General features: G+C 40.8%; 26 protein-coding genes. 10 read left to right on the top strand and 16 right to left on the bottom strand.

Features of this window, described 5'->3' with window-relative positions:
• The first annotated feature begins 34 nt into the window (after positions 1–34).
• Positions 35–1,276, top strand: coding sequence for an EAL domain-containing protein (locus ABKW31_RS08740; RefSeq protein WP_348615943.1), 1,242 nt, complete (start codon positions 35–37; stop codon positions 1,274–1,276).
• A 43-nt stretch (positions 1,277–1,319) separates the two neighbouring features.
• The gene (locus ABKW31_RS08735) at positions 1,320–2,453 is read left to right on the top strand and encodes a succinylglutamate desuccinylase/aspartoacylase family protein (RefSeq protein ID WP_348615942.1); all 1,134 of its coding nucleotides are present in this window, start codon (positions 1,320–1,322) and stop codon (positions 2,451–2,453) included.
• A gap of 27 nt (positions 2,454–2,480) precedes the next feature.
• Here ABKW31_RS08735 and ABKW31_RS08730 read toward each other — a convergent pair whose 3' ends face one another.
• From ABKW31_RS08730 to ABKW31_RS08720, 3 genes are read right to left on the bottom strand one after another with little or no spacing between them, the layout of a single operon-like run.
• Positions 2,481–2,951: an Lrp/AsnC family transcriptional regulator gene (locus tag ABKW31_RS08730; protein WP_348615941.1), complete on the bottom strand. Its 471-nt coding sequence runs from the start codon at positions 2,949–2,951 to the stop codon at positions 2,481–2,483.
• Complete coding sequence (locus tag ABKW31_RS08725; protein ID WP_348615940.1) at positions 2,948–4,066, bottom strand: anhydro-N-acetylmuramic acid kinase; 1,119 nt, start codon at positions 4,064–4,066, stop codon at positions 2,948–2,950. The genes ABKW31_RS08730 and ABKW31_RS08725 overlap by 4 nt, the downstream gene beginning before the upstream one ends.
• Before the next feature lie 12 nt (positions 4,067–4,078).
• Positions 4,079–5,377, bottom strand: a complete 1,299-nt coding sequence (locus tag ABKW31_RS08720) for a peptidoglycan DD-metalloendopeptidase family protein (RefSeq protein ID WP_348615939.1) — start codon at positions 5,375–5,377, stop codon at positions 4,079–4,081.
• Between the two features lie 213 nt (positions 5,378–5,590).
• Between ABKW31_RS08720 and tyrS the strand changes: the two genes are divergently transcribed.
• Positions 5,591–6,790, top strand: a complete 1,200-nt coding sequence (tyrS, locus tag ABKW31_RS08715) for a tyrosine--tRNA ligase (RefSeq protein WP_348615938.1) — start codon at positions 5,591–5,593, stop codon at positions 6,788–6,790.
• 61 nt (positions 6,791–6,851) lie between these two features.
• On the opposite strand, the gene ABKW31_RS08710 is transcribed toward tyrS, so the two are convergent.
• The 5 genes from ABKW31_RS08710 to ABKW31_RS08690 form a co-directional block, all read right to left on the bottom strand.
• Positions 6,852–7,253, bottom strand: coding sequence for a DUF2721 domain-containing protein (locus ABKW31_RS08710; protein WP_348615937.1), 402 nt, complete (start codon positions 7,251–7,253; stop codon positions 6,852–6,854).
• A 5-nt stretch (positions 7,254–7,258) separates the two neighbouring features.
• On the bottom strand, positions 7,259–7,687 hold the full coding sequence (locus ABKW31_RS08705; RefSeq protein ID WP_348615936.1) for a hypothetical protein: 429 nt from the start codon (positions 7,685–7,687) through the stop codon (positions 7,259–7,261).
• Positions 7,688–7,756: 69 nt separating this feature from the next.
• Positions 7,757–8,581 (bottom strand): cobalamin-binding protein, encoded by an 825-nt coding sequence (locus ABKW31_RS08700; protein ID WP_348615935.1) that lies wholly within the window; start codon positions 8,579–8,581, stop codon positions 7,757–7,759.
• A complete protein-coding gene (locus ABKW31_RS08695) occupies positions 8,582–9,541 on the bottom strand; it encodes a cobalamin biosynthesis protein (RefSeq protein WP_348615934.1) in 960 nt (319 codons plus the stop codon).
• 13 nt (positions 9,542–9,554) lie between these two features.
• Complete coding sequence (locus ABKW31_RS08690) at positions 9,555–10,262, bottom strand: 5'-methylthioadenosine/adenosylhomocysteine nucleosidase (RefSeq protein WP_348615933.1); 708 nt, start codon at positions 10,260–10,262, stop codon at positions 9,555–9,557.
• Positions 10,263–10,408: 146 nt separating this feature from the next.
• On the opposite strand from ABKW31_RS08690, the gene ABKW31_RS08685 reads away from it, so the two are divergent.
• Entirely contained in the window at positions 10,409–11,581 is a 1,173-nt protein-coding gene (locus tag ABKW31_RS08685; RefSeq protein ID WP_348615932.1) for a tetratricopeptide repeat protein, read from the top strand.
• Between the two features lie 82 nt (positions 11,582–11,663).
• Positions 11,664–12,851 carry a tetratricopeptide repeat protein gene (locus ABKW31_RS08680; RefSeq protein WP_348615931.1) on the top strand — a complete coding sequence of 396 codons (1,188 nt, stop codon included), beginning with the start codon at positions 11,664–11,666 and terminating at the stop codon, positions 12,849–12,851.
• 171 nt (positions 12,852–13,022) lie between these two features.
• Here the strand turns inward: ABKW31_RS08680 and ABKW31_RS08675 are convergent, their stop codons facing one another.
• The 5 genes from ABKW31_RS08675 to ABKW31_RS08655 all read right to left on the bottom strand — a co-directional run bounded on the left by ABKW31_RS08675 (position 13,023) and on the right by ABKW31_RS08655 (position 17,838).
• Positions 13,023–13,862, bottom strand: coding sequence for a 2OG-Fe(II) oxygenase family protein (locus tag ABKW31_RS08675; RefSeq protein WP_348616037.1), 840 nt, complete (start codon positions 13,860–13,862; stop codon positions 13,023–13,025).
• A 40-nt stretch (positions 13,863–13,902) separates the two neighbouring features.
• Positions 13,903–15,111, bottom strand: coding sequence for a NupC/NupG family nucleoside CNT transporter (locus ABKW31_RS08670; RefSeq protein WP_348615930.1), 1,209 nt, complete (start codon positions 15,109–15,111; stop codon positions 13,903–13,905).
• A gap of 43 nt (positions 15,112–15,154) precedes the next feature.
• A complete protein-coding gene (udk, locus tag ABKW31_RS08665; RefSeq protein ID WP_348615929.1) occupies positions 15,155–15,781 on the bottom strand; it encodes a uridine kinase in 627 nt (208 codons plus the stop codon).
• Between the two features lie 229 nt (positions 15,782–16,010).
• Complete coding sequence (locus ABKW31_RS08660) at positions 16,011–16,946, bottom strand: hypothetical protein (RefSeq protein WP_348615928.1); 936 nt, start codon at positions 16,944–16,946, stop codon at positions 16,011–16,013.
• Positions 16,936–17,838 carry a PhnD/SsuA/transferrin family substrate-binding protein gene (locus ABKW31_RS08655; protein ID WP_348615927.1) on the bottom strand — a complete coding sequence of 301 codons (903 nt, stop codon included), beginning with the start codon at positions 17,836–17,838 and terminating at the stop codon, positions 16,936–16,938. Before ABKW31_RS08655 ends, ABKW31_RS08660 begins: the two co-directional genes overlap by 11 nt.
• A gap of 386 nt (positions 17,839–18,224) precedes the next feature.
• On the opposite strand from ABKW31_RS08655, the gene ABKW31_RS08650 reads away from it, so the two are divergent.
• Both ABKW31_RS08650 and ABKW31_RS08645 read left to right on the top strand, forming a co-directional pair.
• The gene (locus tag ABKW31_RS08650; protein WP_348615926.1) at positions 18,225–21,335 is read left to right on the top strand and encodes a TonB-dependent receptor; all 3,111 of its coding nucleotides are present in this window, start codon (positions 18,225–18,227) and stop codon (positions 21,333–21,335) included.
• 78 nt (positions 21,336–21,413) lie between these two features.
• Entirely contained in the window at positions 21,414–22,583 is a 1,170-nt protein-coding gene (locus ABKW31_RS08645; protein WP_348615925.1) for an endonuclease/exonuclease/phosphatase family protein, read from the top strand.
• Positions 22,584–22,720: 137 nt separating this feature from the next.
• Here the strand turns inward: ABKW31_RS08645 and argR are convergent, their stop codons facing one another.
• Entirely contained in the window at positions 22,721–23,185 is a 465-nt protein-coding gene (gene argR, locus ABKW31_RS08640) for a transcriptional regulator ArgR (RefSeq protein ID WP_348615924.1), read from the bottom strand.
• A gap of 193 nt (positions 23,186–23,378) precedes the next feature.
• On the opposite strand from argR, the gene mdh reads away from it, so the two are divergent.
• Positions 23,379–24,317 (top strand): malate dehydrogenase, encoded by a 939-nt coding sequence (mdh, locus tag ABKW31_RS08635; protein ID WP_348615923.1) that lies wholly within the window; start codon positions 23,379–23,381, stop codon positions 24,315–24,317.
• A gap of 78 nt (positions 24,318–24,395) precedes the next feature.
• Here the strand turns inward: mdh and ABKW31_RS08630 are convergent, their stop codons facing one another.
• Positions 24,396–24,995 (bottom strand): DUF2726 domain-containing protein, encoded by a 600-nt coding sequence (locus ABKW31_RS08630; protein ID WP_348615922.1) that lies wholly within the window; start codon positions 24,993–24,995, stop codon positions 24,396–24,398.
• A gap of 207 nt (positions 24,996–25,202) precedes the next feature.
• Positions 25,203–25,571, bottom strand: a complete 369-nt coding sequence (locus tag ABKW31_RS08625) for a hypothetical protein (protein ID WP_348615921.1) — start codon at positions 25,569–25,571, stop codon at positions 25,203–25,205.
• A gap of 113 nt (positions 25,572–25,684) precedes the next feature.
• Between ABKW31_RS08625 and ABKW31_RS08620 the strand changes: the two genes are divergently transcribed.
• Positions 25,685–26,206, top strand: a complete 522-nt coding sequence (locus ABKW31_RS08620; protein ID WP_348615920.1) for a DUF2937 family protein — start codon at positions 25,685–25,687, stop codon at positions 26,204–26,206.
• A gap of 84 nt (positions 26,207–26,290) precedes the next feature.
• Positions 26,291–26,938 carry a DsbA family oxidoreductase gene (locus ABKW31_RS08615; protein ID WP_348615919.1) on the top strand — a complete coding sequence of 216 codons (648 nt, stop codon included), beginning with the start codon at positions 26,291–26,293 and terminating at the stop codon, positions 26,936–26,938.
• Positions 26,939–26,992: the final 54 nt, after the last annotated feature.

The following is a 26,992-nucleotide window of genomic DNA, read 5'->3' as shown; positions in this document are numbered from 1 at the left end:
AATAAAATAAATACTCATATTTCATAGGAAGATCATGTTTGCGTTTATCGCTCGGCAACCGGTTTTAGATAGAGAAAAAGAAGTTTTTGCTTACGAACTACTTTTTCGGGATGGAAAAAATAACTGCTATCCTGATATTGTCAGAGATGAGGCCACGACAAAACTTATTGCCAGAAATTATTTGACACTGGGTTTGGACGATATTTCTTGTAACAAGAAATCGTTTATTAATTTCCAAGCAGAAACTGTCTTACACGGCTTCCCGCCTAATCTTGATCCTGAAAACGTCATTATTGAATTATATGATGGTGCTTTTAGTCACGATAGTTTGTTGAGTCTATGCAAACATGTGAAAAATATGGGCTTTAAGTTAGCGATTGAAGGGCACCGTTTAAATCAAAAATGGAATGACTTTGTTCCTTTTATTGACATGGTTAAAGTGAATACCACAAAAGACGATTACGATGGTATTGCCAAAACAGTCAGTATTTATCAAGATTCTGATGTGCAGTTAATTGCCGAAAAAATCGAAACACAACAAGACTTCGCCATTTACAAAGAAATGGGCTTCGATTACTTCCAAGGCTACTTTTTTGCTCGCCCAGAGCTAACTAATCAAAAACATATTCCTACCTCTAAACTCACTTTAGTTGAATTAATGGGCGCCAGTTCTAGTACCTCTTTTGATATTGATAGCATCAATGGAGTGATTGAGCATGACGTCGGTTTGTCTTATATGTTGTTGCGTTTTATCAACAATCCGGCCATCAATAAACGTTATAAAATAACCTCACTCCGCCATGCATTAAATTACATGGGTGAAGTTGAAATTAAGAAATTTATTGCTCTGCTTGCCTTAGCTAATTTAAGTGATGACAAACCCAGCGAACTGATTCATCTATCGTTGGTTAGAGCGAAGTTTTGCGATTTGGTCGGGGTTGAGAAAAAACTTGGGTCTAACCCACCATTAGGTTTCTTAGTCGGTTTATTTTCGCTATTGGATGCCTTACTTGATCAAGATATGAAAACATTAGTGGAGAAATTACCGCTAGTTGATGAGGTTAAAGTGGCGCTATGTGGTGGTCAAAACGATTTATCTATGTATTTGCTTTTAGTTAAGGCCTTTGAGAGTGGTAACTGGCTCAAGGTTATTCGTATTGCGAAAATTTTAGAGGTCGACCAAAAACGTTTACACAGTCTGTTCAATGAAGCGATTGTTTGGGGTAATGGTGTAAGGAAATCTATTTCTCCACACTTTCCCGAAAGTAAAGCCTGATCCCTTCAATTTGAAACCACTTTAAAAGTCTGTGAAAGGCGCGATGAACCAATTTATTAAAGATTATCTTGTGGTCGCACAAAATGCCTCTGGGCGTAATATGAATGTGCCACTTTACCGGTTTATCGGCTCACAACCTGGGCCAAAGGTATATATTCAAAGCTCAATTCACGGCGCTGAAGTTCAGGGTAATGTGGTTATTTATCATCTGGTTCAATGGTTTAAAACCCTGCCAATACGCGGTGAAATTATTCTGGTACCAAACTGCAATCCAGTGGGGACCAACATTAAAGCCGGTGAATACACCTTGGGGCGCTTTGACCCCGTCAATGGCACCAATTGGAATAGGGGGTATTTTTTCGATGCTCAGTTTGTGCATCAATTTGCACAACAGCTCAATGAAGGTGATTCGATTGCCCAAATTAAGCAGCAATTTCGCCAGCAAATAAAGCAACAAATTCAACAAAAACTTGAGCAAGAATGGGGTTTGGGTTTAGCCCAACGTTTAAATCTGAAACTTCAACAGTTAGCCTTTGATGCAGACTATGTAATAGATTTACACAATGGCCCAGTCTCAACTCGCCATGTTTATGTGCCTGAGTATGCGCGTGCTTCAGCCCTAAAATTTAATATCCCTCATGTCATCTTAATCCCTAATGTGTTTTCTGGGGCACTGGATGAAGCCACTTTTTGTCCTTGGTGGACGCTCAGTGAGTTACTCAGCGCTCGACGCCAAGAGCCAGTTGATTTTGCTGTTGAAGCTTTTACCTTAGAAATGGGCAGTCAAGAGGTGATTAATTTTAGTGAAGGTGAATATGATGCCAAGAGTATATTGACCTATTTAAGTGCCAAAGGTTGTCTTTTGCAGGAAACTATAGAGCCACAAGCGATGCGTCGTATCGCCGTCACCTTAAACAATTATAAAATTTATTACACTCAACAAGGAGGCATTGTTGAGTATCTTGCAAAGCCAGGCGAGTATATAAAAAAGGGCGAGCTACTGGCACGTATACTTAATGTAGATAAATTAGAAGATGACCGAGCCACCACTAACATTCTTGCTCCATGTGATCTTGTTGCCATTTTGCACTTCCCTTCAGCCTCGGTGCTAAGTGGCACCCAATTGTATAAGTGCTTTACCAATTTTTTTGAACTTGAGGCGCTGGATGTTTCCTGAGTAAAGACCTATTAAGTAGGGTCGGTATCAAACGTTAGGCAGGGTATTACTTCTCGAATGTTCGTAAACCAATGCGGTTTCTACATGGCTGACTTCGCTGTGTGCGGTTATCTGGTTAAAGACGAAATCGCGTAAATGAGAGGTATCAGCAACACTCACATGCACAAAAAAATCAATGTCCCCACCCATGTGATAAATGCTCAATACTTCCGCTAGGGTTAGCCATTGTTTTTGTAGTCGGTCAACGGTCGCACGATTGTGATCTGATAATTTTACCGAAATCATCGCCTGAATATTTCCACCCAGAGTCTGTAAATTAACCTCCAGCTTTGAACCCAAGATAATATTGTCTAGCTGTAACTTTTTTATTCTTTCTAAGCACGACGAAGGAGCAAGTCCAACTTGCTCGGCAATGTCTTTGTTGTTTAAACGAGCATCTTGGTATAACAGAGCAAGAATGGCTAAATCAGTTGTGTCTAATAGACGACGTTGGTTCATCCTATTTTACCTGGACAAAACATACCAAGTATGGCGTCCCTTTTAGCACCAGTGACACTGGCTAGGCTGCCATCAAGCTTGTTATTGTGGGCGTAAGCCAACCAAGCAAATGCCATGGCCTCAACTGCATCAGGCGCAATACCCAGCTCATCTGTGGTGAACAGTTCACATTCATGTAATCGCGATTCTAAACATTCCATTAAGAACTCATTTTTGGCTCCACCACCACAAATATAAACTTGCTCAACATCAGGAAAATGTAGGATTTCATCAGCAATCGTTTGACTAGTAAACATGGCTAAAGTGGCTTGCACTTCTGCTGGGCTAACTGACTTAGCATGAGTGACAAGTTGTTGTTCTAGCCAAGTTAAATTAAATAATTCTCGACCTGTACTTTTAGGAGCTCTGGTAGCAAAGTAACTATGTCGACACAGCTCCTCGAGCAGCGTCGATGAGGGAGAGCTCTGCGCTGCCCATTCTCCCTTAAAGTCAAAAGACTGGCCTGTGTGTTTTTGGCACCACATATCCATCAAGGTATTGCCAGGGCCAGTATCATAACCGAGTACCTTACCTAAGCCTGCTTTAGGTAAATAGGTTAAATTTGCAATGCCGCCAATATTTACCACTATGCGTGATTGCTTAGGGTGACCAAATACTGCTTGGTGAAATGCAGGGACAAGAGGCGCACCCTGGCCGCCTAAAGCTATATCTTTGCGACGAAAGTCAGCTATAACATCAATACCTGTTGCTACAGCTAGCGTATTTGGATCACCAATTTGCAAAGAAAAACTATGTTCGCCAAATGGAACGTGTCGAATTGTTTGACCATGAGAGCCGATGGCGCAAACTTGTTCGGGGCGAATATAGTTGTTTTTAAGCACACTTAAGGTGGCTTGCGCGAAGACCTCAGCTACGGCTCTGTCAGCACGACCCATTAAAACTATTTCGTTAATACTAGGCGCGCACAGTGTATGTAGTTCTTCTAATAATGCCGTAGGGTAGGGGAAGGATTGGCAGTCTAACAAATGCGGGTGAAGACCAGAAAAATCTACAAGGGCGACATCAACACCATCCATGCTAGTGCCTGACATCAACCCTATATATAACTGCGACACAAACTACTCCTGTTAGTTCATCGCCAACATGATACGTTTGTTATTGTTTAGTTGTAATAGCCTTTCTTGGGCAATACTAGCAAACGCTTTTGCTTCTGATGGTTCAATGGGTAGAGCTTTAGGTAAGGCTACCGTGCGTGGGTTACGATGCACGCCATCAACTAAAAATTCATAGTGTAAATGAGGGGCTTCAGCCATACCTGTTGCGCCTACATAACCAATCACTTGTCCTTGTTTCACTTTGGCGCCATTTTTTACCGCCGTTTTAGAAAAGTGCAAATACTTAGTAACATAGGTTTCGCCATGTTGAATAAATACGTAATTACCATTAAATCGATTGTAACCCGCCTCAATCACTTTACCATCTCCGGCAGCGACTACAGGAGTACCTTTGGCAGCTCGGTAGTCTATACCATTATGTGGTTTGTAGCGTTTCTGAATCGGATGAAAACGGTTGGGATTGAAATTCGAGCTGATGTATTTGAAGTTGACTGGAGCACGCAAAAAGCTTTTGCGTAAGCTGCGCCCTTCAGGCGTGTAAAAAGTTCCGTCAGAATGGCGTATGGCAGTATAGGTTTCACCTTGATTGATAAACTGTGCGGCAACAATATCGCCATTTTCAACAAATTCACCATCGATAAAATGTTCTTCGAACATCACTGAAAAGCTGTCTCCCGCCCTCAACTCTAGAGCGAAATCGATATCCCAACCAAAAATATTAGCCAAATTCATAATCTGACTTTCACTCAAATTAGCTTTAAGTCCAGCGTTCCAAAAACTATTAAAGACTTCGCCCTGAGTATAATTCAGTCTTGTCTCAACAGGTTTTGACTCTACATGTCCAGAAAAACCATTATTTTCATTTCTGTTAATAATTAAGGTTTCAGTGGGGGAATACATATAGCTGATTGATTTAAGTTTGCCTTCATTATCAATCTCTAAACCGAGCGACTCGCCTGGCAATAAATTTATTAGCTTGTCTGCGTGGTCTTTCATTTTTGATACGCGGTAGGTTTCCTGAGGTGTCAAACCAGCACGATTGAATATTTTGGCTAAATTGTCCCCTTTTTTTACCTTAACCATTTTGCGCTCTACCGCAGAATCAAAGGCTGTTATTTGTGCTTCGGGCAGATTATCAAAGTCAACGGCTAAATCATAACGCTTACCCAATTCCAATACAGGAACGGGCGTATTCTTATAAGCACTGACAGGTTCAGAAGGAACAAAGACTAACACTAATAAAATACCCGTCAGGAAGGTTATTGTCCATTTGTGAGGTTTGGGTAAGTGTTTGAAGGAAATTTTGGCCACGAAGAAATATTACTCTGACTAACTACATTTGAGCAGAATATACTGAAATTAGGCAATTTTCTAGAGGTAGGTGGTTTTTTGACCACTTTATCTTCGATATTAACTAGATTGGCCCAGCGATAAAAATGCTCTTACCCTTTCAATGCGCGCAGTAGACACGTAAAATGCTCGGCTAATTTAAGAAATTAATGATAAATAGCAAGGTACTGAACAATGGTTGACTGGCAAAGTGCGCTAGCAGAAATTCAACGAGGTGCAGATGAGATTCTTCTGCTTGACGAGCTTGTTGTTAAATTAAAAGAAGGTAAACCTTTAAAAATAAAAGCGGGCTTCGATCCCACCGCGCCTGATTTACACTTGGGTCATACAGTTCTGATTAATAAATTACGCACATTTCAGCAATTAGGTCACGAAGTTATCTTTTTGATCGGTGATTTTACCGGCATGATTGGTGATCCAACTGGTAAAAACATCACCAGAAAACCTTTGACCAAAGAAGATGTATTAGCCAACGCTGAAACCTATAAAGAGCAAGTTTTCAAGATACTCGATCCGAAATTAACCACAATTCGATTTAATTCCGAGTGGATGGAGCAACTAGGTGCTGCAGGTATGATCAAGTTAGCTGCCAACCAAACTGTAGCAAGAATGTTGGAGCGAGATGATTTTAAGAAACGCTATGCTAATGGACAACCCATTGCGATCCATGAATTTTTGTATCCATTGGTTCAAGGTTGGGACTCGGTTGCCCTCAAAGCTGATATTGAACTGGGGGGAACCGATCAGCGCTTTAACTTACTGATGGGGCGCGAGTTGCAAAAGTCAGAAGGACAACGCCAACAAACTGTATTAATGATGCCGCTATTGGAAGGTCTTGATGGTGTGCAAAAAATGTCAAAATCATTAGGCAATTATATCGGTATTACCGATGCTCCTAACGATATGTTTGGTAAAATCATGTCAATTTCTGATGATCTGATGTGGCGATATTATGAGTTGCTCAGTTTCTTACCAAAAGAGCTTATTACTCAGTTCAAACAGGACGTTGCTGACGGTAAGAATCCAAGAGATATTAAAATTGACTTAGCCAAAGAGCTTATCGCCCGTTTTCATTCAAGCGAGCAGGCCGAGGCTGCTCATCAAGAATTTATCCAACGTTTCCAGAAAAATGCTATTCCAGATGAAATGCCGGAATTTACCCTCATGCTAGGTTCAGAAGGTTTAGCCGTTGCCAACGTATTGAAGGAAGCAGGATTAGTTACTTCTACGTCTGAGGCCATGCGCATGATCAAGCAAGGTGCGGTAAAGCAAGATGGCGAAAAAGTAGAAGATAGTCGATTGGTTTTTAATACTGCGGCAGAATATGTTTTTCAAGTAGGTAAGCGCAAATTCGCGCGTGTTTACTTGAGCTAAGCGCTCTAGCCTAAGCTTAACTTTCGTTTTGAGTTCAGGCAGACTGACTCAAAATGAAAGATTATTTGGGCTTTTTTCCGAGTGGTATATTCAAATGGCTTAAATGCATGTCTAAGGCTTGCACCGATATTCTAATCTCTCTTACCGATAGCCAAAGAGAATAGAGCAGTAACACCAAACTAAACGCAAATATGGAACTGCCGACGGTTTGATAGTCAGCATAAACCGCTAACATAGACAAAACACATAAAAAGAAACTTGCTGCACCCGCTTCTTGCATGCGTTTAATCAATATAATACGAGAACGTAAATTGGCAATTTGTGCTTGGGCATTATCGTTTTGATGTTGTAAATCAAAATTTCTGATGACTGAAGCCAAGGTTAAAAAACGATTGGTATAGGCAAGCAATAGCAGAGATATTGCCGGAAATAACATTGCTGGTGTGGTTAAAGTAATATTCATTGGGCTCAAATATAGTTATTGTTGGTCTTCAAAACAGAGTGTAGGAAGTCGATACAGCCTTTATTATTGTTAAAAATGCGTTCACTTATATGGCCTGTTATCCCCAGCGCTTCGCGAAATTTCTGTGATTGGCTGATCAATAAAGGTGAGCTAATCTGGTAAGCATCTACCACGCAACCCCGAGTTATACCAAATTGATGTGAGCCTTTAATACACTCTGCGGCCTCTTTAGTATAACCATCGCAAGCGGACAAATCGGCACAATAAGCCCAAGGCTGCACGGCCAGCGATTCAGCTAATTGACAAAAATGTTGGTCGAAGTGTTTTGCTACCGTTTCGCCAATCACACCATGAACGATGCAGAATAAAATTTGACCGTCTGTCCATATTGAGTAATGGCCATATTTATCTTGATAACGGAGGGTCCCGAGCATAGCGTCTCCAGTTTCAGGTCAAATGTTTTAAAATAAAACACTGATTGAATAAATAGCACAAAATAAGATTTAAAAACCATTAATTTTTTTACACATTGAACTCAAGCCATCAATTAAGCGTGGGGTGAAACGATGTAGTTCGTCCGGATTGACTACTAATACCGGCGCACTCAACAGTGTTGCTGTAGATTGCCAATATTGTTTCGCTTCGGCAACTGTGATGTTCATAGCCGCAATTAATAAACTGGGTTGACGGCCGATGACCTGCTCCTTACTCACTTCAGGGTAGGGGATGGGCGAGTCATCAAATATTTGTGTGGCTCCACAAATATGAATAAGTTTGCTCGCCCATGCATCCGCCCCGATGGTCATTAATGGTGCTGTCCATAAATAATAAAAAACCTGTTTTTTGCTCTGCGTGCTATATCGTTGCTTAATATCTGCTAAGGCCGAATCGTATTGCTGCGCGACTATCTGTGCTTGTTGTTCTTGGCCGATGATTTTACCAAGTTGAATAATATCTTGGCTAATGTCAGCTGGAGATTGAGGCGCTGATGCGTAAACATTGAAGCCCAGTGAAACAAGTCGAGCAAGATCTTGCGGTTTATTACCTCCTTGCCAAGCCACAATGAGATCAGGCTTGAGTCGCATAATGGCTTCGATGTCTATGCCATTATGATTGGCAACGGAAGGAAGGCTTGCCGCTGCTGATGGATAGTCACTGTAATCACTGACCGCCACAAGCTTGTCACCCGCTCCAAGTGTGTAAATTAATTCAGTAGTATGGGGAGCCAAACTGATAATGCGTTCAATGGCATTACTGTTGCTAGAAAAAATTAAACTCGTGAGAAAAAAAAGTGAGAAAAAATTAATTTTAAAGACAGATAAATACAATTACTTTCCTATGCTCAGCATCAAACTGACGATAAAACAAAGTGTTAAAAATACCCAACGAGCTTTTTTTAGCCCGTGAATGGCTCGAGTAATATCGTCTAATACAATGACGCGTGGCCCGCCACATTTTGCTAGGCGACATTTACTTTCATTGTAGTAAACAGGACCACCCAGCTCGATGCCTAAAGCGGCACCTTGTAAATTCAATAAAAAATAGCGGCTACAAGTTAGACTTGAGCCATTTTTTAATGCAGCGAAGCCCTTAATTACATTTTGACCAATAACAAAACACACTACAGCAATTCTCAAGGGGAGCCATTGAACGAACTTTAAGGCCAAACGAACAGGCTGGCCAAAGTAATTAAATTTTGCCTGTTTAGCATTCCAGCTATGTGAAAACTCGAAAAGTAATCTATAGCTAAGCGCCAGGATGCCTCCACCGATTAAATATAAAATAATTACAGTGCAATACTGCAAAGCGAAGCGCAGCATCAAACTTTCTACTGCTGCTTTAGCAATACCAAAAGGCGACAGCGTCCCCGCTTTTCTTAATACAATTGATTGCAATTGTTGCTTTGCTAAGGTCTTTTTGTCTTGTCTTAAATAGCGTTCTATCTTTTTGACGGTATCAACTATAGGTTGAAATCTCAGAGCAATAAACAACAACAAGCTATCAAAGAAAATGGGGTATTCAGATAAGTAAATAAGTACACCAAGCAAAAGCATTAGCGGAATAAGTAGTACTAGTGGTGCTAATGTTCCGGCCGTAATTTGTTGTACTTTATTGCCTGGGTTACGATTGTGCACTCGAAAAACTATGCGCTCAGCCATAAGCTTAGCAAAAGTGAGTGGATGAAACTTATCCGCTACTTTGAGTTGTTTTTCCAACAACACAACTATCAAAACAGAGTAAATTGGCAGTAGATAAATACTGCCAAAGTGGTGCATCAATTCAATCAATCAAACCGTCTTTTTAGTGTTTGTAGTGGGGCAATAAGGCAATGGTTTGCATTACTATTTGCGCCGAATGTTTAGCTGCTGTCTCTAAATAAGTTTGAAAAGACACGGTCGAAGTGACACCTGCAATATCAGATAAGGAACGAATAACCAGAAAAGGTACATTCAATAAATGGCAAGTTTGAGCTATCGCTACTCCTTCCATTTCTACTGCACTAATTCCAGGAAAGTTTTGCCTAATAGTCGCCGCCCCTTCATCACTGCCTATAAAGGCATCGCCAGAACAAATTAAGCCAGTTTCAAAACCAATATTATCAATACTTTGCATCGCTTGCTGCGCGCATTCAAGCAAAACTGCATCACTATCATATTTGGCCGGCATCCCCGCACATTGGCCTAATTCATAACCAAAAAATGTCAGATCCGCATCATGATGACGCAGTTCTGTGGCTATTACGATGTCGCCGATAATTCTATCTTTTGAAAAACCGCCAGCCGAACCGGTGTTAATTACATAATCAGGTTTGAAATCCATAACAACTAAGGTGGTTGAGACCGCGGCCGCAACTTTACCAATACCGCATTTAACTAAGGCCACTTCAACGTTACCCAATGTACCCAAATAGACGGTTAAATGTGCTATCTTTTTTTCCACAGCGCCTGAAAGAGAAGCCAGTAATAAGCTGATTTCTTCATCCATCGCACCCAATATTGCAATTTTCATCTACACTTCATTTAGTCAAATTAATCTGCCGTCAGTTTATTACGAAATAAAGTTTTTATAAACCATATGTCACACGCCATTTAAATTAGTCACTATAGTCGCAACAAATTATCTGTTTGCTCTGGTTAAATAATGGGACATGCACCATGTTTAAATATTTATTTATCAGCTTGTTATTGATTTTTTTGGTCGCTTGTCAATCTTTTGAAATGACACATTTGCGCCCGAATGAGGTATTCGCCGATAAAGATTTTATAGGCTTTGAGCAAGTGCCTATTGAAAACAGCGGTGAAATTTTCCGACTGCAAGAAGATGCTAAACTTTTTGCTAAAGCATCCATTGCCGGCGTGCGTGATCCACAAGAACAGATCAAAGCCTTAGTTAGCGCGATATTTAACCGCTCAGATTTCAACTTATTATATCGAGCTGATGCTAATTCGGTTGCGCAAACAACCTTTGAAAATAGGTCAGCAAACTGTTTGTCGTTGTCAATTATGACTTATGCATTAGCTCGAGAATTGGGGTTTGGAGCGCGTTTTCAACATATTGAAATTCCAGAGTATTGGACAAGACGAGAAGGTCAACGTCTTTTAAATTCGCATATTAATTTACAAATTTTACCCAAACAAAATAGAGCTTTTGTAGAGTTAACCAGACAGGGATTTGAAGTTGACTTTGATGCCCAAGCCATCAAAAAACATGATAAGAGAACCTTACTCAGTCAGTCGCAAGTAGTAGGACTGTTTTATAACAACAAAGGCAGTGATGCCCTTTTGCATCGCCAAGATAAACGGGCTTACGCCTATTTTCGAGCTGGGTATCTTGCCGATCCAAACCAAGCCCATTTACTGGCAAACTTAGGCTACCTTTACCGACTGAACGGTCTTTATAAGTCGGCTGAACGGGTTTATCTACAGGCCATTGAAGTGGATGAAAATAACTTAACCGCGTGGCAGAATTTAGCTTTTTTATATCGCCATACTAACCAGCACGATAAAGCCCTGACGATCTGGGCACGGTTAGCTCGTCAACGCGCCAACAATCCATTTTATCATCTGAGCTTAGGTGACGAGGCTTTTGAAAATCAGGATTGGCCAGCCGCCTTAAGCTACTATCGCAAAGCATTAACTCTGGATAAAAGTCTGCACGAAGTTTTTTTTGGTTTAGCAAAAACGTACTATGAAATGGGGCAAATTAAACGCAGCGAACATTTTTTAATTTTAGCGAGAAAAAAGTCTCGTAGCCAGGCAGAGCAGGACATTTATGCGGGCAAGATAGAGTTCTTACGACGTCGAGTCTTGGATGATTCAGCAAGTTAGAGTAGCGATTATTTGCGATGACTCAATTCGCAAAGTTGCTAATTCGATACTACAGTTTTGACAGCGATTAGGAGGTGCAGTGATGTCGTTGACTAAATTCGGTAGAGTTTGTTGTATTAATTTAACGTTTGTATTTGGACTATTGGGCTGCCAATCAGTTACTTATCGTCAAATAGAAGTTAATTCTATTTTATATGATGAGGGCTTTGCCGGTGTTGAGCAGATTAACATCGAAACTGAACAAGATATTTTTCATCTAGAAGAGGAGGCCAAAGCATTTGTTAAAAAAGCAGTAGGCAAAACAGGTAAGCCCTTAGAGCAAATAAAATCCTTAGTCTATGCCTTGTTTGACCATGCTGATTTTAATTTATTATACGACGGAAATGCCAATACCACGGCTAATGAAACATTTGTCAGCAAAGCGGCTAATTGCCTTTCTTTATCTATCATGACTTACGCTTTGGCTGAAGAAGCCGGTTTTAATACTCAATTTCAAGATGTCGATATTCCAGAGTATTGGACACGTAAGCAAGGTTTTAGCATGCTCAATGGTCATATTAATCTGCGTCTATCACCTAAATTTGACTCTAATGTTAATCAATACAGTAATAAAGGCTTCCAAGTCGATTTTGACCCACTTTCTACTCGTAATCATAAAAAACGTTTGGTAGCTAAAAAAACGGTGGTGGCTATGTATTACAACAATAAGGGGGCTGATGCCTTAGTCAATGAGCGGCTTAACGAAGCCTATGCTTATTTTCGAGCCGCCTTAATAACAGATGATGAATTTGACTCTACGGCAATTAATTTAGGCCTCTTGTACCGCTTAAAGGGGTATTTGCAGCAGGCTGAGGACAGTTATAACTATGCTTTGAATCTTAATCCCAATAACCTGACAGCTTGGGAAAACTTGGCTTATTTATATCAAACCTCAGACCGCTTAGATAAAGCTAATAGGATATTGGCTAAGGTCGAAGCGCAACGAAAAACTAATCCCTATTATTATATTAATCTGGGCGAGCAAAAGTTGGAGGCGGATCTCTATCATGAAGCCTTAAGTTATTTCAAACAGGCATTATCATTGGATAGAGAAAGTCATGAAGTTTATTTTGGTCTGGCTCAAGTCTATTTCGAATTAGGTGAACTCGATCTGACTCAACATTATCTGGAACTTGCTAGAGATTTTTCGTTTAGTCTAAGCGATGAAAAGCGTTATAAAAGTAAATTAAGTTTTTTGTCTAGTCTGCATCATACCGCGAGTCTTAACTAAGCCTCTTGCGCGGTTTGGTGGAAGGCTGCTGTCTACAAAATCTCCACCTGAGTGTAACTTAAGCTGATGGCTAGATTGCAATGGCATGAGGGATATGAGGACGCAGTGATACTTACTTATAAGATAGCGCCGACTCAGACTAAAGTCGGCGTTTATTCGTTACTACGATTATTAGGCAACGCCTAGTTCGCGTAGCCTTTCTTGTAGATAGCTTTTGGCTGTATGGCGCTCAGATAAAACAACCTGTGGATTTGGGTGCAAAAACAAGGGCAAAGAAATACGTGATTTACTTTGGTCACTGCCTTGAGGATTAATCACTCTGTGAGTGGTCGATGGAAAATATCCAGCAGAAGCTTCTTGCAACATATCGCCTATATTCACAATTAGATTGCCAAAATCACAGGGCACATCAATCCAATCATCGCCAGTGCCCTTTACTTGCAAACCAGGTTCATTTGCTGCAGGTAAGATAGTTAATAGATTAATATCTTCGTGGGCTGCCGCTCGAATCGCTTCAGGCTCTTCTGACCCCGTTAATGGCGGATAGTGTAAAATACGCAATAACGTTTGCTCACTATTTTCAACCATAGAAGACAGTGATTGGGAATACAGGGCTAACACCTCTGGTGGTGAATATTTCTCGACCCAAGAGAGCAGTTCAGAGGCTAGGTCGTTTGCTGCTTTGTAATATTCAACCGCTTGCTGTTTAAGTTCTGCTGGGCATCTGCCCCATGGATAATAATGAAAATACTCTTTGATATCTTTTTTCTTGTTACCTTTGGCTGTTTCTGACACTTGGGTGGAGAAAAAACCATCATGGGTGGCCTTGTCGTAAGCAAAGTCATTTTTATCTTCACTATTAAAAAAACTTTGCCAATTTTTATAAATTTGCGACACAACACTCTGCTCAATTGGATGGTTTTTTAATACGCCAAAGCCAGTTTTATGCAGAGATTCAACAAATAAACGATCTGCATCGGGCGCTTTATAATCAATCGCAACTAATTCCAACATGTATTATTACCTCTTCATCTAAATCTGGAATACAAAACTACAAACTAAGGAAAAATCCTGCCAAGGCGGCACTCATTAAGTTGGCCAAGGTCGCCGCTAGAACGGCTTTGAGACCTAGTTGAGCTATCTCTTTACGACGTGTCGGTGCCAAGGCCCCGATTCCGCCCATTAAAATGGCGATAGACGAAAAGTTAGCAAAACCACATAATGAAAAAATAATGATCGCTTGGGTATGAGGAGACAAGTCGGCTTGGTATTTTAAAAAGTCCAAATAGGCAACAAACTCGTTTACCACCATTTTTTGCCCGATAAAACTGCCGGCTATATTGGCTTCATCCCAAGGAACGCCGAGTGCCCAAGCAAGAGGCTGAAAGGCATAGCCCAATATCATCTGTAAAGTTAAATCTTCAGCGCCAAACATACCGCCGGCCCAGCCAATTAGACCGTTTAATAATGCGATTAGGGCAATAAAAGCCAGCAACATGGCGCCAACATTGAGCGCTAATTGCATGCCCGATGCTGCACCGCTGGCGGCTGCATCAAATATATTAGCGTATTTTTCGTCACTACCCTCTAGTTCTTCAAGCTCATTTTTTGCCGTATTGGTCTCAGGCATAATGATTTTAGCCATCAATAATCCACCGGGTGCGGCCATAAAACTGGCGGCTAGCAGATATTTCATCTCTACCCCCATACTTGCATAGCCGGCCATAACTGAACCTGCGATAGAGGCCAAACCACCCACCATAACGGCAAAAAGTTCCGAACGGGTCATCTGTGGAATAAAAGGCTTAATTACCAGCGGCGCTTCAGTTTGACCAACAAAGATATTAGCCGCAGCCGACATCGATTCTGGTCGACTGGTTTTCAGGGCAAATTGCAAAAAACCGCCAATTAAACGAATTACCCAAGACATTATGCCGACGTGGTATAAAACAGTGATCAAGGACGAAAAGAAGACAATTACGGGTAATACATTAAAGGCAAAAATAAACCCAAGTGACTTATTGCCGACAGGACCAAAAATAAAATCAATGCCCTGTTGGCTATAAGCCATGATGTTTTCAACGTACCCGGTTAATGCCAACAACATTTTTATGCCCGGTGGAAAATACAATACAAAAGCGCCAATACAGGCTTGGATAGCAAAAGCGCCACCGATAGTGCGCCAATTAATAGATTTTCTATGAGACGAAAGCACAAAAGCAATAACGAGAAGCAGCGCAACGCCAAATAAGCTGATCATATTGAGTCCTTTTTATAGTTATATTTTTGGGTATATTTTCAGTCTATGGCAATAAACTTTGTTGAATATGTGATTTTATAACATCCAACGCAATTCTATTTTTGCCACCTTGAGTCACAATCACATCTGCCGTGAATCGACTTGGCGCAATAAATTGGTGATACATCGGTTTCACCGTTGATTCGTATTGTTTTGCGACCGAGTCTAAAGTTCTGCCTCGTTCTGCTATATCGCGTTTCATTCTGCGTAACAGACAAATATCTAAGGGCGTATCAACGAAAATTTTAATATCAAACAAGGCTAATAAAGGCGGACTGGCCAATAGCATAATGCCTTCAATAATAATGACCGGCGCTGAGTTAAGTGTTTGGGTCTGTTGCAAGCGTGTGTGAGTCTTATAACAATAATGTGGATATTCAATAGGCTGCCACAGTTTTAAGGCTTTTAAATGTTCAACTAACAACTCATGTTCAAACGCCTTGGGATGATCGTAATTATTCTTCTCTCTTTCCGCCATGGGAAGATGATCTTGTGCCCGGTAGTAATGATCTTCGCGCAAGATTTGTACTTGCTTGCCTTCTTCAGAGAATTCTTTCAACAAATTCTCGGTAAACAGAGACTTTCCAGAGCCTGAAGCACCTGATATTGCAATAATTAAAGGGGAAGACATACTGCTCCAAAACGTAATTTATATAATTGCAGGAAAGATACCAGTGAACGGCATAAAAGTCAGTTTAACAGATGCAATTAAGCGCCATTTTTAGGCATTAATTTTATTCTCAAAGCAGTCTTTTGCGTTTTGCCTTACTTAATAAACGCACATTACGATTAATGGACCATTTGGTCAAGAAAAGACAAGGTGTAAATGTATAAAAGTTGTAAACACAAAAATGTATCAACTATTTACCGATAAATTCAACCAACTCAGGTTGCTGATTGATAATGGCATAATTATGCATTTTTGAGCGTGAACCTTCACCTTGGGCCTTAGGCGGGTAAAATTGTTCTTTCATTTCGGAGTTGTGTTTAAAGGCCTCGTCCAGAGCAGAGCGTATTTCACTGAGGGTTTTATCTAAGTTGGCACTAAAGTCTGGACGCTTGCGTTTTGTATGACCTAATTCAATCAAACGATAAAAATACTTATTGGCAATCAACAATAGCTCATTTGGTACTTCATTATTGTGTTTTAGATTAGGTAGGTCCGTTTGGCTGCAATAGTCGACCAAAGCGGCATAAAAGCAAAAGGGTTTGTTAGGTAGCAAAATTGGCTCACCATGGGTGCCAAATTTTATTGATTTGTCTTTTAAGTTGATAATCAGTTTTTGAATAACCGGCTCAGGGATAATGGCTTCCAACATTTTACGGTTAGACTTTTTAACAGAGGGATATTGATAACGCAATCCACTGACCAGTAGCGCAAATAATGGCGCAACTAGAGTTAAGCTTGCCCACCAATTGATTGGTATAAGCTGAACTTCAATACCGACATCTTGCTCAGGACTTTTTAATACTCTTTGCTTAGTTGCCTGACCCACATTTTTATCCTTAATACTTATGTCTTGTAAACTCACCACTAGTACCGAAGAGTCAATTTGCTGCAACGTTTCATTCATATCGTGTAAATATTGTTGAATTGATGTTGGATCTGCCGCTGTGCGAAATTTTTTGTTAGCTATTTTTAAGCGAGATAAATCTAATGCAATTCGGGTTTCAATACTGGCAATAGTGCGTTCATTGTTCAGCGTATTTTGATAAAACAGTCCAATACTAAAGGCTATTTGAAACAACAAGCATAGGCCGAGAAACAATAAAAATGCCGCAAGTTTACGGTTCATTTTGCGGACCCTTCAATTCAATCCCTTCATTGGCAAGGCAGCCAAATGAAGGGAGTTTTAAGCTACTGTAATATTGAGAATGTATTTCATCTGAGAGTTCAAATAGAGATTGTTGCAGTGCACAGAGTAGGTCAGTGTTATTGGTCGGCATTTTTAAATACCATTTACTACCACTGACTTGAGTTTCAATCGGTGTAATGTAGTTGGCTGAAAATCGCTCAGTATCCTGCACTTGCCAAAAGCTTGAAATAAGATCAACCTGACCTGAGGCAAGCAGGTCTCGCAGGGCTTCGTGTGATTTCACATAGGTAATTTGCATGTTGTCATCGCCAATACCTAACTCTGTTAGCAGTCTCTTCGGTACAATATGTCCAGAGCGGCTACTTGGATAATCGAGTAATCCTAGCCGTTTGCCCCATAAATATTGTTTAGTGAGCAGGGGTTTTTCCTTTAAAGAAAATAAGTAGGCGGAATAATCTTCATATTGAGCAATTATTTTGTAGCCATGAGTGACTTGGGTAGCAAATGCCTGCATAACGTTTTCTTTAACAAGGGCTAAATTAGCAATACCTTTACCCACATATTGCGATATTTCTTGTTCATTGTGACTCCAGTGGACCTCCACTTTGCCAAACTGGCGATTGATCACCGGATTGCTACACAAGTTGCTTAGTAATTGCCGAGCCATTGGCTGATCAGTAATAAAAGCCTCAAATTTTTCGTTATTTGTGGCAGAATGTGTCACGCAGGCAATGGATTCAGTAATTAAATTGGGAATTTCAATAATTTTTTTTTCACTATTAACATAACCTAAATAGCCACACAACAAGGCTAGAAAGGTAGTAATAAGTATAAGATGATACTTGCTTAGATAAACTATTTTTAACGCCATGGTTTTTGGATGTTTTTACCGGTTGAGCTAATTTGACCAGTTAGTCTTACTTATTGCAATAGGTAAGTTTACTGGTAAGAGTTAACTCTTTGAATTTTAAACACTATTGATAAGTAGTTATGAATGTCGATAAATGCTTTTTATTTAGTGCACGATCTGCACACTAGGCACGAGAAAATTTGCATCGTCGTAAATGAACTGATCCTTCGGTCCGAATTTTGTTGATAAGTTCCGTAAGTGTTTAACGATGAACAAAAGTTTTTTCGCTGACAGGGTTAAGTTGGTTGTTTATTGACCGGCAAAGTAATATAAATGCAATAAAAAAAACAAATAATACGCAGCACGTAAACTAATAAGATAACCACAACACTTAGGAAACACACACAATGCTAAGAAATACAAAACTCAATCGCATCGCGATCGCAGTTGCCATGTCTATCGGCATGTCGACGGTAGCGATGGCACAGGAAACCTCATCAGGTATTACCGGTAAAATCGTCGGGCCGCAGGGCGCGCCTGCTGCAGGTACTGTTGTTACTATTACTCACATCCCTTCAGGGACGACTAAAACGACTACTGTTAATGAAACGGGTCAGTTTTCTGCTAAGGGTTTACGTGTTGGCGGTCCTTACAGCATTAAAGTCGATTCTGATAAGTTCCAAGATACGACCATCAACGATGTTTACCTAAACTTGGGTGAGTCGTTTGGCATGGACTTGTCTTTGGAAAATGAGCAAGCAATGGAAAGCATAATTGTAACTGCATCAGCCGTGAGCACATCTGTGTTCGGTGATACAGGTCCTGCTGCTAACTTTAATCTAGAAGATTTAGAAAACGCGCCGTCTATTAACCGTGATATAAACGATGTAATTCGTGCCGACCCACGTGTTTATATCGATGAAAGTTTTAATGATGCAGTTCAGTGTGCTGGTGCCAGCCCTCGTTACAACAGTTTAACTGTTGATGGTGTGCGCATGAACGACAATTTCGGTTTGAACAGCAACGGTTACCCCACTGAACGTATGCCTTTCTCTTTTGATGCGATTGAGCAGGTTACAGTTGAATTAGCACCATTTGATGTGCAATACGGTGGTTTCACGGCTTGTAATATCAACGCGGTAACTAAATCTGGTACTAATGAAGTTCACGGCAGTGCATTTTTCGACTACACCAGTGATTCGTTAAAAGGTGATTCGGTAGAAGGCGAAAAACAAGATAACGGTAATTATACTGAAAAACGTTATGGTGTTAACGTTGGCTTCCCACTTATCAATGACACATTGTTCTTCTTCGGGTCTTATGAGAAGGTCGAAGGTGTGCAGTTGTACAACTACGATGCATTAGGTCGCATAACCCAAAGCGAAGTTGATCAGGTTACTGAGATAGCACAACGAGTTTATAACTATGATGTTGGCGGCATGCCAGGCAGCGCTCCAGTTGAAGATGAAAAAATCTTAGTTAAGTTAGATTGGAACATCAACGAAGATCACCGCGCAACATTTTTGTACAACTGGAACGATGGTTTTAGCTTGAGCCAATCTGATACCGGTTCTAGTCGTTTGTCTTTGTCAAACCACTTTTATGAACGCGGTGCAGAATTAACCAACATGGTTGTATCTGTTTATTCAGACTGGAATGCCGACTTCAGTACTGAAGTACGTATTGGTAAATCTGAATTAATTAACCGTCAGAATTCTTTAGATGCTGCATCTGGTTTTGCTGAAGCATCAATTAACACTGCGGGTAGCGGCACAATTTATATTGGTCCAGATGACTCACGTCAATCAAACAGCTTGAATTACGATACTGATACCTTCAAGTTTGCAGCCACTTACTACATGGGTGACCATAAAATCACTGGTGGTATTGAATACGAAAAATTAGACGTATTTAACTTGTTTATGCAACACACTGTGGGTGAATACCAGTTCAACTCACTTGCTGATTTTGAAGCGGGCAAACCTAACCGTATTTATTACAACAACTCAGCCGGAACCAACAATCCAGCTGACGCCGGTGCAACATTCGCTAATACCACCACGACTTTGTATATTCAGGATGATTTTGATCTAACTGATGATGTGCAATTAATGGTTGGTGTGCGTTATGACAAGTTCAATACAGATGATACTCCTACATTGAACCAAAATTTCCAAACTCGCTATGGTTTTGCTAATACCGGTACTGTAGATGGTATGGATTTGATTCAGCCGCGCATCGGTTTTAACTGGCGTGTTCAAGATAACCTAGAAGTATTTGGTGGTGTGGGTCGTTACTCTGGTGGTAACCCTAATGTTTGGATTTCAAACTCTTACTCTAATGATGGTGTAACCAACATTGGTGTACGTGAGAATGCAATTGCAAGTTTTGATACCTTATTTAATACAGAGCTTACAGGTCAAGGTCGACCTATCTATGACATCCCTCAAGCGATGTTTGATGCTGTTGCCAATACGTCTATTACCTCTGGTGATGGCGGCGTAAACGCAACTGACCCAGACTTTAAGATGCCTCATGAGTGGAAATTGGCTCTAGGTGGTAAATACATCACTGAAGATGACTATATATTTAGTGCAGATTTGATGTATACCAAGAAAAAAGACTCACCTATCTTGGTTGATCTTAGCTTAAGTGACTCTGGCGCTGATGCACCTGACGGTCGTCCACTTTATACCTCAAACGGTCGTTTCGAAGGAAATGACTTAATGTTGACTAACGTAAAAGGGTCTGACGGCGATTCTAAAGTGGTATCTTTTGCAGTACAAAAGGATTACGACTTTGGTCTAGATGCAAGCTTGGCCTATGCCTTTACACGCTCTACAGACGTAAGCCCAATGACCAGTTCAACAGCTGGGTCTAACTTTAATAACGTCGCTACTTCTGACTTGAATAATCCAGGTGTATATACCTCTGATTATGAAACTCGTCACCGCTTTACTTTGAGCTTAAGCTACAAGCAAGAGTTCATTGACGGACTTGATACGAGGTTTAGTTTGTTTGGTTCAGCTAACGAAGGTAAGCCAATTTCTTATACTTTCAACAATGCTAGAATGTTTAATGATTCTAATGATTACAGAAGCTTGATTTATGTACCATTGGAAAATGATCCTTTAGTTGTTTACGGTGATGATTTTGATCTTGCTGGCTTCAACAAGCTAATCGAAGATGAAGGCCTTACTCGTGGCGGTATCATGGATCGTAACTCTTCTTCTGCCGATTGGTGGGTGAAGTTTGACGTTCGTGTTGAGCAAGAGCTTCCTGCGTTTTATGAAGGCCACAAAGCAAGTGCTTTCTTGGTTGTGCAAAACTTGGGTAACTTATTGAATGATGATTGGGGTGTATTCCGTCAAGGTTCATTTGTTGGTGATGATGTCATCTCAGCAACGATCAATGACCAAAACCAATATGTTTATTCAGATTACAATGCATCTGAACAAGGTATCAACCGTGGCGCTTCATTATGGGAAGTGCGTATGGGTGTTAAATACAAGTTCTAATATCAAGCTAGTTTGATAACGCTAAAGCCGATCTTTTGATCGGCTTTTTTTTTACTGAGATTACTGCTGGAATCGTTTATGTTGAAACTATTATTATCAGTGTTGTTAGGAACGTTTATGAGTTGTGCTCTAGCCCAAACCCTGCGTATTGCTACTTTCAATGTCAGTATGGAGGCTGGAAATTATGCACCAGCCGACAGTGCGCTCAGTGGTAATGAACTTTTTGCACAGTTGGCCAGTGGTAAAAATCAACAGATCAATAATATTGCCCATATTATTCAGATAGTTAGACCCGATATTATTTTATTAAATGAGTTTGACTACACAGCAAATGACGAAAAAGGCATTAAAGCCTTTCTCACAAAGTATCTTAATGTGGCTCAAGACCAAGCCAAAGCCATAAATTATCCCTATTTTTACAGTGCAGCAGTCAATACAGGGGTGGATTCAGGCTTGGATTTAGACAAGGATGGCGTAGCTAGTGGTAAAGGTGGTGATGCCTTCGGATTTGGCCTATACCCAGGACAATACGGCATGGTGATACTTAGCCGCTATCCAATTGATAAAAACGCTGTACGTACTTTTCAACATTTTTTATGGCAAGACATGCCAGACAACCTAATGAAGACGGTCAAAAATGAGCAAGGCCAGGCTTGGTATTCCGCTGAAGCACAGAGCGTCCTGCGCTTATCGTCTAAGTCCCATTGGGATTTACCCATCGATGTAAATGGCAGAACTATTCATCTGCTGGCCAGCCACCCAACGCCGCCGGTGTTTGATGGGCCTGAAAATCGGAATGGCAAACGTAATCATGATGAAGTACGTTTTTGGAATGACTATGTAGATGTACAGAAGGCAAGCTATATTTATGATGATAAGGGCTTACATGGGGGCCTTACACCGTCTTCGCGTTTTGTGATTTTGGGTGATCTCAATAGTGCTGTGGACAATGGCGATAGCATGAAAGAGGCAATATCAGCCTTAGTTTATTCGTCTAAGGTGATTCAAAATATTCCTCATAGTGAAGGAGGGCGTTTACACCGGCCAACAGATATAGCTGCCAGCACTTATACCGCAGATTGGGGCTTGCGCGCCGATTATGTGCTGCCGTCGACCTATGGACTTAGCTTGGTGGATAGTGGCGTATTTTGGCCTGAACCTGACTCCATACTAGCACCACTGGTTAAAGACCGCCAAGCCTCGTCAGATCATCGTTTGGTATGGGTTGATGTTACCCTAGAGCAATAATAATGGAATAGGCTATATCACTTAGGTCACCTAGAAAAACGTCGCTAAACTATTTATAACGCTTGCCTTTGTGACCTCTGTGTTAATTCGTTTTAGTTTTGTTCTAGTAGCTAGTTACTAGTAAATAGTTAGTAGACTCAGACGTTGTCAAAAAGAGCTTCTACTTTTTCGCGGATTTCTTCAATTTTGGTAATGTCAGATGGGGCGATGAAAATAGTATCGTCACCTGCAATAGTGCCAAGAACCCCATCTTTTTTACCTAAAGAATCAAGTAAACGAGCAATTAATTGAGCGGCACCCGGGCTGGTACGAATGATCACCATGACATTGTTATGGACAATATCCAATACAAGCTGTTTTAAGGGGCTTTTGGCTGTTGGCATACCCAACTCAGGGGGAAGGCAATAAACCATGTCTCCTCGGGCATTACGCGTCCTTACAGCGCCAAACTTACTGAGCATTCTTGATACTTTCGACTGACTGATATTGTCGAACGCTTGCTCTTTTAGTGCATCAACAATGTCACCTTGAGAGCCAAAGTTCTCGGTGTTCAATATATCTTTGAATGCTCTAATTAACGCTTCTTGCTTAATAGTGGCCATAGCTTCCTCGATTTTTGATGGGTATTTTGCCGCATTGCTGCAGTTTAAGCAATTTGCCTGTTGTTTCAGTGAGTAATCGAGTTACAAAAAAAACAACGAGGTAGTATGATAGGCGTTTTCCCCAAGCCTTGAATATAAATTCCTTATAATCAAGGTAAATTACTTAGCAAATCGCTTTACACAGGAGAGAATTATGAAAGTAGCTGTACTTGGTGCTGCAGGTGGTATAGGTCAGGCATTGTCATTGTTGTTAAAAACACAATTACCAGCCGGTTCAGAATTGTCATTATATGATGTTGCTCCAGTTGTTCCTGGCGTTGCAGTTGACTTAAGCCATATCCCCACTGACGTAAAAGTCGCAGGTTTTGGTAAAGACAACCTAGCCGATGCGTTGACAGGATGCGATATCGTATTGATTCCTGCAGGTGTTCCACGTAAGCCTGGTATGGATCGTTCTGACTTGTTTAACATCAATGCAGGTATCGTTAGAAACTTGATTGATGCTATTGCAGACACCTGTCCTGAAGCTTGTATTTGTGTGATTACCAACCCTGTCAATACGACGGTTGCTATCGCTGCTGAAGCATTGAAAGCTAAAGGTGTATATAACAAAAATAAATTGTTCGGTGTAACAACTCTAGATGTTATCCGTGCTGAAACTTTTGTAGGCAATTTGAAAGGTTTAAATCCAGCCAACGTGCACGTGCCAGTTATTGGCGGCCACTCTGGTACAACCATTTTACCTTTGTTATCACAAGTTGAAGGTGTTGATTTTACCGATGAAGAAGTAACAAGCTTAACGACTCGCATTCAAAACGCTGGTACAGAAGTTGTCGAAGCTAAAGCCGGTGGCGGATCAGCTACTCTATCTATGGGTCAAGCGGCAGCTCGTTTCTGTTTGTCTTTAGTCGCAGCAATGCGTGGTGACAATGTGGTTGAATATACCTATGTTGAAACTAACAGCGCTGATGCGGTATTTTTCTCTCACCCAGTGCGTTTAGGCAAAAATGGGGTAGAAGAAATTCTATCTTATGGCGAATTAAGTGCCTTCGAGCAAAATGCCAAAGAAGCTATGTTAGACGGTTTACGTGGTGACATCCAATTGGGTGTTGAGTTTGTAAAAGGTAAATAAGTCGCATCTGGCTTACATAAAAAACCAGCTTATTTAGCTGGTTTTTTTGTATTTGTTTTCCTTACTACCCAACGCGAATTACGCAGCGATAGGATTACGTCCTACCGGGCGAGTAGGTTTGGCCTTTTGTTTTAACTCATCTGGCAAATTCAAAGTGCCCTGCATGATAGGCGGTTTTAATTTTTGAGGCCGTCTGTTAGGTAACTTGGCCTCAATACATTCTTTTATCTCTTGCGCTTGATAGCCAGAGCGTACTTTAATTCTGACATGAGGAATATTTGCTGCATCAAGCGAGCCCGTTACAAACCAATCTTTTTGCTTTTTATAACCCTCTTTACCATTGTCGTGCACCAGGTCTACTGCGATCACTGGCGTCATATCGTCTTTTGAACACAAAACAAAATCTAAGTAACGCGAGTTAGCTCGGTTTACGGCATTTTTGCTGGTTTTTCTGTCAGTACTTTGACGCACCGCCAAAATATCGACTAATTTTACTCGACATAAAATACGGTAATCTCTGCCCACTGCCTCTTCGATTAGCATTAAAAAGCTCCTTTCGACCGGAGTAAAAAGGCTTGGTTTCTTTTTAAAAGGAAAGGCTAGGGCAGGCTCGTTAAGTTTTATGGCCGCTACAGCCACTATGATCAGCAAAATCATTAAAATAATGACTAATTCCATTTTTTCTCCTGCTCTGCCACTTTATTGGCAACGTTAGATAGTATGAAGTTGATTTAGCAAGGAGAGTGCCAACAGCTGTATTGGCTAACGAATGGTGTTGGTGGGAGTCTATGTTGTGCAGATCTAATCGACCTTATAGGGCGGGATCCGCTTAATGCAGTGTAAAGAAAGCCTAAGTTGGCTGGCAATAAACTATAAAGTTAACGGTTATTTATCTTTGAGCAGTACGTCAATCTGACTACCAATTCCATCAGGCGAAATGACAATCGTTAATTGGCGGTCTTGATAGTTCAATAGGTTACGGCCTTTTTCCATTACGTCTTGGTTTGGTGTACCAAGTGCTTCTAGGTAAAAATCTTTAACTGCAGCTTGGTTTAAATTAGCAAAATAAGACATGCTAGCAGGTAATTCTTGATCGAAAACCTGACAGAAGCCTGCGGATGGCGCTAAGGGAAGCTCATGAAATTGAGTCGGGCATGACATTGACGTAGAGTGTGCCATAGTACTTAAGCCCGAATAGGCAATAGTGATAATAAAACAAGAAAAACAACGTAGGCCTTTGGAAAAATTAAACAAAGCTAAGCACTCATAAATAATGTTAGGTTTTACTATAGAAGCTCAGTGAAACTGCGGCAACCTTATTTGTACTTAAATAGGTATAAAGCTTTACGCTAGGGTATATCCTCAATATGAAAATAATTAAAGACTATCTGCGCCTTATTGTATTTTCTGTCGGTTTGTTGGTTGGTGTCCAGCTGCCGGCGGTAGTTGATCAATATGCTAAACGCGTCGATGCAAAGTTATTGGAATCACAGCAAAACCTAGCTGGATTTCAACAAACGGCCGAGCGTTATTTTGCTGGTGATATAAAAAAATTAGTGGCTCACTATTTAGCCAGTGACGATGTGGTGTTTAAACAAGATGCGAATAATATTCAATTTATTGTGCAACGAGTGGCTTTATTAGCAGAAGAGCTCGAACTATTGCAGCAAGGCGCATTAATCGGCACTTTTCATGTGGTGTTTAAGCATGATGATGCCATTATGCGCGAAACCTTGGCCCAGTATACCTACGTGCTTATTTTACAGCCGAGCGCCTTACTGTGGGGCATAACTATCGCTTTGTCGCTGAGTATATTGATTGAGCTTATTTTTACGGCATTGTTTAGTGTCATTAGGCGGGTGAATCGACCTAAAAAAGTGCAGATTTAAGCGCAATCTCCTTGGCTAATTTGCCTAGCGCAATGTGACCATAAAGTGAAAAGAATAAACCAAGTTAATGGGAGTATTTAATAAATGAAAAAACTGAAAATTGATATTGTGTCAGACGTTTCCTGTCCTTGGTGCATTATCGGCTATAAAGGCTTAGAGCAGGCTTTGACCGAGTTACAAGATGATATTCAGGCTGATATTAGGTGGCAGCCTTTTGAATTGAATCCGCAGATGCCGAAAGAGGGGCAGGAAATCACCGAGCACATTACCCAAAAATATGGCATTAGTGCGCAGCAAGCCGACAATAATCGTGAGATGATCAAACAACGTGGTTTAGATGTGGGTTACGCTTTTGGGCAGCGTGGGGGCGGGCGTATTTATAATACCTTTGATGCCCATCGATTGTTGCACTGGGCAGAGTCCCAAGGCAAGCAAACTGAGTTAAAGTTGGCCTTGTTCGACTTGTATTTTAAACAAGGCGGCGATCCCAGTGATCATCAACAATTATTAGATGTCGTAAAAACGCTAGGACTAGACGTAAAAGCGGCACAGAATGTTCTGGAGTCTGAGCAGTTTATTCAAGAAGTACGCGCGGCTCAGCAGCACTTTCAAAGCGCTGGGATAACGTCGGTTCCCGCGGTTATTGTTAATGATAAACATCTCATTAGCGGCGGACAACCTGCGGCCGTTTTCGCCCAGGCCTTAAAACAAATAGCAGATGAAAGTGCATAATTAAAAAGGGAGCCTAGGCTCCCTTTGATGATCTTATTTTAATGTGGAGTATCT

The organism is Paraglaciecola sp. 25GB23A (assembly GCF_040012495.1).
Classification (GTDB): Bacteria; Pseudomonadota; Gammaproteobacteria; order Enterobacterales; family Alteromonadaceae; genus Paraglaciecola.
The sequence above is the reverse complement of the archived record's forward strand: the minus strand, read 5'-3'. Positions and strand labels throughout refer to the sequence as shown.